Annotated in this window: 12 protein-coding genes; 1 reads left to right on the top strand and 11 read right to left on the bottom strand. The window is 68.0% G+C overall.

Translation table 11 applies throughout. The annotated features are described in order from the left end of the window. Positions 1–19 precede the first annotated feature (19 nt). The 3 genes from glmM to rplM form a co-directional block, all read right to left on the bottom strand. The gene (glmM, locus tag ACWCRD_RS10495) at positions 20–1378 is read right to left on the bottom strand and encodes a phosphoglucosamine mutase (protein WP_450965469.1); all 1359 of its coding nucleotides are present in this window, start codon (positions 1376–1378) and stop codon (positions 20–22) included. Positions 1379–1540: 162 nt separating this feature from the next. Beyond that, positions 1541–2062, bottom strand: coding sequence for a 30S ribosomal protein S9 (gene rpsI, locus ACWCRD_RS10490; protein WP_450965468.1), 522 nt, complete (start codon positions 2060–2062; stop codon positions 1541–1543). 42 nt (positions 2063–2104) lie between these two features. Further along, a complete protein-coding gene (gene rplM / locus ACWCRD_RS10485; RefSeq protein WP_030930458.1) occupies positions 2105–2548 on the bottom strand; it encodes a 50S ribosomal protein L13 in 444 nt (147 codons plus the stop codon). Positions 2549–2897: 349 nt separating this feature from the next. On the opposite strand from rplM, the gene ACWCRD_RS10480 reads away from it, so the two are divergent. Beyond that, on the top strand, positions 2898–3800 hold the full coding sequence (locus ACWCRD_RS10480; protein WP_450965467.1) for a hypothetical protein: 903 nt from the start codon (positions 2898–2900) through the stop codon (positions 3798–3800). On the opposite strand, the gene truA is transcribed toward ACWCRD_RS10480, so the two are convergent. From truA to map, 8 genes are all read right to left on the bottom strand, one after another. After that, complete coding sequence (gene truA, locus ACWCRD_RS10475) at positions 3801–4655, bottom strand: tRNA pseudouridine(38-40) synthase TruA (RefSeq protein WP_450965466.1); 855 nt, start codon at positions 4653–4655, stop codon at positions 3801–3803. Between the two features lie 144 nt (positions 4656–4799). Beyond that, entirely contained in the window at positions 4800–5294 is a 495-nt protein-coding gene (gene rplQ, locus ACWCRD_RS10470) for a 50S ribosomal protein L17 (RefSeq protein ID WP_450965465.1), read from the bottom strand. 94 nt (positions 5295–5388) lie between these two features. After that, a complete protein-coding gene (locus ACWCRD_RS10465) occupies positions 5389–6411 on the bottom strand; it encodes a DNA-directed RNA polymerase subunit alpha (RefSeq protein ID WP_003966937.1) in 1023 nt (340 codons plus the stop codon). Positions 6412–6562: 151 nt separating this feature from the next. Further along, a complete protein-coding gene (rpsK, locus tag ACWCRD_RS10460) occupies positions 6563–6967 on the bottom strand; it encodes a 30S ribosomal protein S11 (RefSeq protein ID WP_003956432.1) in 405 nt (134 codons plus the stop codon). A gap of 70 nt (positions 6968–7037) precedes the next feature. Next, positions 7038–7418: a 30S ribosomal protein S13 gene (gene rpsM, locus ACWCRD_RS10455; RefSeq protein WP_020135802.1), complete on the bottom strand. Its 381-nt coding sequence runs from the start codon at positions 7416–7418 to the stop codon at positions 7038–7040. Positions 7419–7613: 195 nt separating this feature from the next. Further along, positions 7614–7727: a 50S ribosomal protein L36 gene (gene rpmJ / locus ACWCRD_RS10450; RefSeq protein ID WP_003998809.1), complete on the bottom strand. Its 114-nt coding sequence runs from the start codon at positions 7725–7727 to the stop codon at positions 7614–7616. A 59-nt stretch (positions 7728–7786) separates the two neighbouring features. Then, positions 7787–8008 (bottom strand): translation initiation factor IF-1, encoded by a 222-nt coding sequence (gene infA / locus ACWCRD_RS10445; protein WP_003948620.1) that lies wholly within the window; start codon positions 8006–8008, stop codon positions 7787–7789. A gap of 176 nt (positions 8009–8184) precedes the next feature. Next, positions 8185–9021 (bottom strand): type I methionyl aminopeptidase, encoded by an 837-nt coding sequence (gene map / locus ACWCRD_RS10440; RefSeq protein ID WP_450965464.1) that lies wholly within the window; start codon positions 9019–9021, stop codon positions 8185–8187. Positions 9022–9074 lie beyond the last annotated feature (53 nt).

Genomic DNA, 9074 nt, shown 5'->3' with positions numbered 1-9074 from the left:
CGGGTGAGGCAGGTCGGCTCTAGCCCAGCGCCGACTTCACCACGTCGGCAAGCCGCCCGGCCACGGCCCGGGCCTGGTCGATGTCCGCGGCCTCGACCATCACCCGCACCAACGGCTCCGTCCCCGACGGCCGCAGCAACACCCGCCCGGTGGAGCCGAGTTCCCGCTCGGCCTCGGCCACGGCAGCCGCCAGCTCCGCGGAGGTCCGCACCCGTGCCCGGTCCACGTCCGGCACATTGATCAGCACCTGCGGCAGCCGCTCCATGACTCCCGCGAGGTCCTTGAGCGTACGGCCGGTCTCGGCGACCCGGGCCGCCAGCAGCAGCCCGGTCAGGGTGCCGTCACCGGTGGTCGCGTGATCGAGGATGATCACGTGCCCGGACTGCTCACCGCCGAGCGCGTACCCGTGCTCCTTCATCTCCTCCAGCACATACCGGTCCCCGACCGCCGTCTGGACGAGATGCAGCCCCTCCCGCTCCAGCGCCAGCTTGAAGCCCAGGTTGGACATGACCGTCGCGACGACGGTGTCCTCGCGCAGTACGCCCCGCTCCCGCATCGCGAGCGCCAGCACGGCCAGGATCTGGTCGCCGTCGACCTCCGCACCGGTGTGGTCCACGGCGAGGCACCGGTCCGCGTCCCCGTCGTGCGCGATGCCGAGCGCGGCTCCGTGCTCGACGACGGCGGCCTTCAGCAGGTCGAGGTGGGTCGAGCCGCAGCCGTCGTTGATGTTGAGCCCGTCCGGCTCGGCGCCGATCGTGATCACCTCGGCACCGACTCGCGAGAACGCCTCCGGCGACACCCCCGCCGCGGCGCCGTGCGCCTCGTCGAGGACGATCTTCAGCCCGTCGAGCCGGTTCGGGAGTACGCCGACCAGATGCGCGACGTACTGGTCGAAGCCCTCGTCGTACGACCGCACCCGCCCGACGCCCGCACCGGTCGGCCGCTCCCAGGGCTCGCCGTGCCGGTGGGACTCGTACACGGCCTCGATCCTGTCCTCGAGCTCGTCGGCCAGCTTGTGGCCGCCGCGGGCGAAGAACTTGACGCCGTTGTCGGGCATGGCGTTGTGGCTGGCGGAGAGCATGACGCCCAGGTCGGCGCCGAGCGCGCCCGTGAGATACGCCACAGCAGGAGTGGGCAGCACGCCGACGCGCAGGACGTCCACACCGGCGCTGGCGAGGCCGGCGACCACGGCGGCCTCCAGGAACTCTCCGGACGCGCGCGGGTCCCGTCCGACGACCGCCGTCGCCCGGTGGCCCTCGAACGTGCCCGCCTCGGCCAGTACGTGCGCCGCGGCAACGGAGAGGCCGAGCGCCATCTCCGCCGTCAGGTCCGCGTTGGCGACGCCGCGCACGCCGTCCGTGCCGAAGAGTCGTCCCACTTGTCCTCCTGAGGAAGCGTCAGTTGTCGCAGGCGTACCGGCAGCCCATCACACAAGCCTTCGAGGGTCTTGTGCCGTTATACGCCCCCGCCAGTGATAAACGAACGCCCCGACAGCACTGAGGCGTGCCGCCGGGGCGTACGTACGAGCAGGCAGCGAAGCTTAGCGCTTGCTGTACTGCGGGGCCTTGCGGGCCTTCTTCAGACCGGCCTTCTTGCGCTCGACCGCACGGTCGTCGCGGCGGAGGAAGCCGGCCTTCTTGAGCGGGCCGCGGTTGTTGTCCACGTCGGCCTCGTTCAGGGCGCGGGCGACACCGAGACGGAGCGCACCGGCCTGCCCGGAGACACCGCCGCCCGAGATGCGGGCGATGACGTCGTAACGGCCCTCGAGCTCGAGCACCTTGAAGGGCTCGTTGACTTCCTGCTGGTGCACCTTGTTCGGGAAGTAGTCCTCGAGGGTGCGACCGTTGATCTTCCACTTGCCGGTGCCCGGGACGATCCGGACGCGGGCGATGGCGTTCTTGCGACGGCCCAGGCCGGCGGCCGGCTGGGGCTCGCCGAAGCGGGACGCGAGGGACTCCGAGGTGTACTCGCCCTCGACGGGGACCTCGGACTCGGTGGTGTAGCTGTCGATGTCGACGAGCTCAGTCTCTTCGACCGGCTGCTCAACGGTGGTCTCGGCCACGATTCTCCTCAGATTCTCTTCAGTCTTAGGGGGTGGCCGGACTTACTGCGCGACCTGGGTGATCTCGAACGGCACCGGCTGCTGGGCAGCGTGCGGGTGCTGGTCGCCCGAGTAGACCTTCAGCTTGGAGAGCATCTGACGGCCCAGGGTGTTCTTGGGGAGCATGCCCTTGACGGCCTTCTCGACGGCCTTCTCGGGGTTGTTCGCGAGAAGGTCGTCGTAGCGGACCGAGCGCAGACCACCCGGGTAGCCGGAGTGGCGGTACGCCATCTTCTGGGTCCGCTTGTTGCCGGAGAGGTGCACCTTGTCGGCGTTGATGATGATGACGAAGTCACCGGTGTCGACGTGGGGGGCGTAGATCGGCTTGTGCTTACCACGCAGCAGGGACGCGGCGGTGGTGGCGAGACGGCCCAGGACGACGTCCTGAGCGTCAATGACGTGCCACTGGCGAGTCACATCGCCGGGCTTAGGGCTGTACGTACGCACTTCTCAGCCTTCTTCTTCAGGGATGGGTGCTGACACAAGGCATCCTTGAAGCGATCGTGCAGCTGGGGACGACAGAAGCCGGGACCACTGCCCGTATGCCGCCCACTGGTAACTGCTCCAGGGAACCTACGTAAGGGCCTTCCGCCGGAGAGCGACCAAGCCGATACGCATAACAAACCGCAAGAGTACTCGCGCTGCCCCGGACGGGTCAAAACGAGGCCCGCGCACCCGCCCGCACCACGCCACGGCGACAATACCCGGCCGAGATGTACGGCCCTGCCGGAAAGGTCCCCGAGGGCCACCCCGGACCCTCACCGGCACCTCCCGCCTCCCGTCTAAGATGCGCCCCATGAGCTTTGGGCAGCAGGGGGGACCGCAGTCCCAGTGGGACCCCTGGAAACCGCAATCGCAGCAGCCGTGGACCAGCGGCGGCGACGACGGCCAGACCCCGGACTGGGCAGCGCTTGCCGAGGCCTCCGAGACGCGCAACAAGAGGCGCCGGCTGCTGTTCATCGGCGGCGGCGCGGTCGCCACGATCGCGATCGGCACCGCCGTCGCCATGGCCGTCGTCTCGGCGAACGGCAAGAACGAGGCCTCGGGCAACCCGTCCAACCTGCCCGCCGGCGGCGCCATCCCGAGCGGCAGCGCCTCGGCGCCGTCCTTCGCCCCGACCAGCGCCCCGCCCCCGCTGGACCCGAAGGAGTTCATCGCCAGCAAGGCCAAGGACACGGCCCCGCTCAGCGCGCAGAACCTCTTCCCGCTCGCACAGCTGACCATGGAGTCGAACGTCTACAAGCGGGGCGCCACGGCCGACACCAAGAACTGCGCCCCGGCCGCCCAGGGCGCCCTCTCCAACATCCTCACCAGCAACGACTGCACCCGCCTGCTGCGCGTCACCTACAGCAGGGACGGCGTCGCGGTGACGGTCGGCGTCGCCGTCTTCGACACCGAGGCACAGGCGACCAAGGCCAGGACCCAGTCGAACGCAGCAGCCAAGGCACGCAAGAAGGCATTCGTCACGGCGCTGGCGGGCAACGGTGTGAAGGCCTTCTGCAACGCCGCCAGGTGCCTCACGACAGCCAACTCCGTCGGCCGCTACGCCTACTTCGCCACCGTCGGCTTCACCAACGGCAAGGACGTCACGAACCAGTCCACGTCCGTCTTCAAGACCGGCAACGACCTGCAGCTGTACACCTTCCGCCAGATCATCGCCCGCGGCCAGGCCCAGGCGTCGGCAGCGGCGAACCGGTAACTAGCAGCACCCGGCCCCGGGCAGCGTCCGCTTGTTGCGCGCCTCCTTGTTGCGCGCGGCGAGCAGCTCGTCGGCCGGGTAGCCGACCTCCTCCAGGGTCAGCCCGTGCGGCCGTACGACATGCACGGCCGAGTCCCGTACGCCGGCCGCGAGCACCTTGGCCGGCCACTCCGGCCCCCGGTGCCCGTCCCCCACGAACAGCAACGCCCCGATCAGGGAGCGCACCATGTTGTGGCAGAAGGCGTCGGCCCGCACGGTCGCGGTGATGATCCCGTCGTCCCCGCGCACCAGACTCAGCTGCTGCAGCGTACGAATGGTGGTCGCGCCCTCGCGCTTCTTGCAGTAGGCGGCGAAGTCGTGCTCCCCCAGCAGCCGCTGCGCGGCCTCGTTCATGGCGTCGACGTCGAGCGGCCAGTCGTGCCAGAGCACATGACTGCGCAGCAGCGGATCGACCCCGCCCGGGTTGTCGGTGACCCGGTACGCGTACCGCCGCCAGACCGCCGAGAAACGGGCGTTGAAGCCGCTGGGCGCCTCCCTGAGGGCCCACACCCGCACATCCCTGGGCAGCCGTCCGGCAAGCCGCTTCAGCAGCTTGTCGTGATGCGCCCCCCAGACCTCCAGCGGCAGATCCACATGGGCCACCTGCCCCCGCGCATGCACCCCGGCATCGGTCCGCCCGGCCACGGTCAGCTCATAACTCTCCCGGGACCGCGTGACCGTACGCAGCGCATCCTCGATCTCCCCCTGCACGGTCCGCCGCCCCCCGGCCTGCTTGGCCCACCCGGAGAACTCGCTCCCGTCGTACGAGAGATCCATCCGCACCCGCACGAACCCGGCCTGTACTTCGTCACTCACCCAGAGATCCTCTCACCAACACAAAAGCGGGCCCGCTCCTCGAAAGGAACGGACCCACTGAGCGCCCCGTAAGGGGCGCGGGGAACTGCGCGATCAGCCACGACGAACCCGCAGCCGCCAACCGAACAGCCCCCGGCAGAACGCTTACGCGTCCTTGGACTCCTCGGCCTCGTCGACCTTGGCGTCCTCGACAACCTCGGCGGGAGCCGCGGCAGCCTCGGCGTCCTTGGCGGCACGCTTGGTGGCGGCCTCGGCCTCACCCGTAGCCTGCTGCGCAACCGTCAGCGCCTCGACCAGCTCGATGACAGCCATGGGCGCGTTGTCGCCACGGCGGTTACCGATCTTGGTGATGCGGGTGTAGCCACCCGGACGGTTCTCGTAGCGCGGGCCGATCTCGGTGAAGAGCGTGTGGACGACGCTCTTGTCCGTGATGACCTGCAGCACCTGGCGGCGGTTGTGAAGGTCACCCTTCTTCGCCTTGGTCACCAGACGCTCGGCGTACGGCCGCAGACGGCGGGCCTTCGCCTCGGTGGTGGTGATACGGCCGTGCTCGAACAGCGACTTCGCGAGGTTCGCGAGGAGCAGCTTCTCGTGCGCGGCGCTGCCGCCCAGACGGGCACCCTTGGTGGGCTTCGGCATTGTTCTTCTCCTGTGTGTCTGCCCCGGCCGTATCAGGTACCGGGGTCAGGAACCCGATGAGCGGATGCTCACCGGCAACGACCGGTCAGTACGGTCAGTACTGCTCGGTCTCCACGAAACCCGCGTCCGCGTCGTCGTCGGCGCCGAAGGCGTCGGCGGCGGCCGTGGGGTCGAATCCGGGCGGGCTGTCCTTCAGGGCCAGGCCCATGCCGGCCAGCTTCGCCTTGACCTCGTCGATGGACTTCGCACCGAAGTTGCGGATGTCCAGGAGGTCGGCCTCGGAGCGGGCGACGAGCTCACCCACGGAGTGGATGCCCTCACGCTTGAGGCAGTTGTACGACCGAACGGTGAGCTCCAGCTCCTCGATCGGCAGCGCCAGATCAGCGGCAAGGGCGGCGTCCGTCGGGGACGGGCCCATGTCGATGCCCTCGGCGTCGATGTTCAGCTCGCGGGCGAGACCGAACAGCTCGACCAGGGTCTTACCGGCGGAGGCCATGGCGTCACGGGGACGCATCGCCTGCTTGGTCTCGACGTCGACGATCAGCTTGTCGAAGTCGGTGCGCTGCTCGACACGGGTCGCCTCGACCTTGTACGTGACCTTCAGCACCGGCGAGTAGATGGAGTCGACCGGGATACGGCCGATCTCCTGGCCCACCTGCTTGTTCTGCACGGCGGAGACGTAACCGCGGCCGCGCTCGACCGTCAGCTCCATCTCCAGCTTGCCCTTGCCGTTGAGCGTGGCGAGGACCAGGTCGGGGTTGTGCACCTCGACACCGGCCGGGGGCGCGATGTCGGCGGCGGTGACGAGACCCGGGCCCTGCTTGCGCAGGTACATCACGACCGGCTCGTCGTGCTCCGAGGAGACGACCAGCTGCTTGATGTTGAGGATCAGGTCGGTGACGTCCTCCTTGACGCCCGGCACGGTGGTGAACTCGTGCAGAACGCCGTCGATGCGGATGGACGTGACCGCCGCACCCGGGATCGAGGAGAGGAGCGTACGACGCAGGGAGTTGCCGAGGGTGTAGCCGAAGCCCGGCTCCAGCGGCTCGATCACGAACCGGGAGCGGAACTCGTCGACGACCTCTTCGGTCAACGAGGGACGCTGAGCGATCAGCATGTGTGGATCAGATCCTTCATTCGTGGACGCCCGCTATTTGACGCCCGACGGAACCGCCCCGGCAAAAGGGACGGGTACTGCAAGGGTACGGGCGATACGGCGCTTTTACGGCGCCGTACCGCCCGAGACCCGAAGACCTACCGGCCCTGCGTCAGACGCGACGACGCTTGGGCGGACGGCAGCCGTTGTGCGGGGTGGGGGTGACGTCCTGGATGGAGCCGACCTCGAGGCCGGTGGCCTGGAGGGAGCGGATCGCGGTCTCGCGACCGGAGCCCGGGCCCTTCACGAAGACGTCGACCTTGCGCATGCCGTGCTCCTGCGCGCGGCGGGCGGCCGACTCGGCGGCCATCTGCGCGGCGAAGGGGGTGGACTTGCGCGAGCCCTTGAAGCCGACGTGGCCGGCGGAGGCCCAGGAGATCACGTTGCCCGAGGGGTCCGTGATCGAGACGATCGTGTTGTTGAACGTGCTCTTGATGTGCGCGTGGCCGTGAGCGACGTTCTTCTTTTCCTTGCGGCGCACCTTCTTGGCAGCGCCCTGACGACCCTTGGGGGGCATCTACAAACTCCTACGGGGAGGTGGTCGGTCCTACAGCGAAGACCGCTGATGAAGCGTTGTCCGCTGAGGACTACTTCTTGCCCGGCTTCTTCTTGCCGGCGATGGCGCGACGCGGACCCTTGCGGGTACGGGCGTTGGTGCTGGTGCGCTGACCGCGGACGGGCAGACCGCGACGGTGACGGAGACCCTGGTAGCAGCCGATCTCGACCTTGCGGCGGATGTCGGCCTGGATCTCGCGACGGAGGTCACCCTCGGTCTTGATGTTGTTGTCCACGTACTCGCGGATCGCGACGAGCTGCTCTTCGCTCAGGTCACGAACACGGGTGTTCGGGTCGATGCCCGTCTCCGCGAGCGTCTGCTGCGAAAGGGTCCGGCCGATGCCGAACACGTAGGTGAGGGCGACCTCCACGCGCTTTTCGCGCGGGATGTCAACACCGGAAACGCGTGCCACTTAATGGCTCCTGGTGATCTTCGGAGGTCTGCCACAGAACCGCTTCCCGGCCGCCGTACGAGGTACGAACCGGGTCCCCGGCCTCCGAACCGGGGGTGTCAAGCCGTGTCGGCTTGGGTTCTGCGTATGAACATATTCAGCTCGCGTCGCGCGAATCTCTGCGATATCGATGCAGAGGGATCGGTCGATCGTGCGTCAGCCCTGGCGCTGCTTGTGGCGCGGGTTCTCGCAGATGACCATGACCCGACCGTGACGGCGGATCACCCTGCACTTGTCGCAGATCTTCTTGACGCTCGGCTTGACCTTCATGGGATTGAGGTTCTCCGGGTCAGTGCCACCACCCCGCCGAAACGGAGTGCGGGCAAGATCTACTTGTAGCGGTAGACGATCCGGCCACGCGTCAGGTCGTACGGAGAAAGCTCCACCACGACCCGGTCGTCAGGGAGGATGCGGATGTAGTGCATACGCATCTTGCCGCTGATGTGTGCCAGGACCTGGTGGCCGTTCTGGAGCTCGACCTTGAACATGGCGTTCGGAAGAGACTCGACGACAGTGCCCTCGATCTCGATGGCACCTTGCTTCTTGGCCACGCTTCGCCCTTCGAATCGACTACCTTGATCGACTCCGTGCTTTTCCCTTACGGGTGCATGCGGACATGCGGGTGCACGAGAGCCGACGAGTCAGTCTACGTCAGCGCACCCTGAAAGACGAATCGAGGAAGGATGCCCAGACGGGGAGATCATTAAGCCGACCGCTGCCTGCGGCGCTACGCCAGCGGGTCCGGGGCGGCGGTGACCCCGTGCTCCGCCAGCTTCGCCCTGCCCCCGTCGGGAGACGTGAGGACCAGCGGGCCTTCCTCCATCAGCGCCACCGAGTGCTCCCAGTGGGACGACCACGTGCCGTCGAGCGTGATGACGGTCCAGTCGTCGGAGAGAACCTCCGTCTTCGGCGTCCCGAGCGACACCATCGGCTCGATCGCCAGGCAGAAGCCGGGCACCAGCTTCGGACCCTTCCCCCGGCGCTTCTCGACGTAGTTCAGCAGATGCGGATCCATGTGCATCTCGGTGCCGATGCCGTGACCGCCGTAGTCCTCGATGATCCCGTACTTGCCGCCGCCCGGCTTCGGCTGGCGCCGGATGTACGTCTCGATGGCCCTCGACACGTCGACCAGCCGGTTGCCCTGCTTCATCGCCGCGATGCCGGCCCACATGGACTCTTCCGTGACCCGGGAGAGCTCGATCAGCTCGGGGGCGTGGCCGGAGCCGACGAAGGCGGTGTACGCGGCGTCGCCGTGCCAGCCGTCGATGATCGCGCCGCAGTCGATGGAGATGATGTCGCCGTCCTTCAGGACGACGTCGTCGGACGGGATGCCGTGGACGACGACCTCGTTGACGGAGGTGCAGATGGTCGCCGGAAAGCCGCCGTAGCCGAGGAAGTTCGGCTTGGCGTTGTGCTCGGCGAGCACCTTGCGCGCGACCTGGTCCAGGTCCTTGGTGGTGGCCCCGGGCACCGCGGCCTCACGAGTGGCCGCGTGGATGGCGGCGACGACCAGCCCCGCCTCACGCATCTTGGCGATCTGCTCGGGGGTCTTGATCTGCACCATGGGTGGCCTGCGCTCTCCGTCACTCACGTCAACCGGTTACGTACACAACAGTA

The sequence above is a fragment of the Streptomyces sp. NPDC002092 genome (genome assembly GCF_053593775.1).
This window is presented reverse-complemented; position numbering and strand designations above follow the sequence as displayed.

What these genes read in the sequence shown, in the direction of transcription:
- ACWCRD_RS10480 (WP_450965467.1), top strand. Translation starts at nt 2,898, where the DNA reads ATGAGCTTTGGGCAGCAGGGGGGACCGCAGTCCCAGTGGGACCCCTGG.
- rplQ (WP_450965465.1), bottom strand. Translation starts at nt 5,294, where the DNA reads ATGCCGAAGCCCACCAAGGGTGCCCGTCTGGGCGGCAGCGCCGCGCAC.
- ACWCRD_RS10465 (WP_003966937.1), bottom strand. Translation starts at nt 6,411, where the DNA reads ATGCTGATCGCTCAGCGTCCCTCGTTGACCGAAGAGGTCGTCGACGAG.
- rpsK (WP_003956432.1), bottom strand. Translation starts at nt 6,967, where the DNA reads ATGCCCCCCAAGGGTCGTCAGGGCGCTGCCAAGAAGGTGCGCCGCAAG.
- rpmJ (WP_003998809.1), bottom strand. Translation starts at nt 7,727, where the DNA reads ATGAAGGTCAAGCCGAGCGTCAAGAAGATCTGCGACAAGTGCAGGGTG.
- map (WP_450965464.1), bottom strand. Translation starts at nt 9,021, where the DNA reads ATGGTGCAGATCAAGACCCCCGAGCAGATCGCCAAGATGCGTGAGGCG.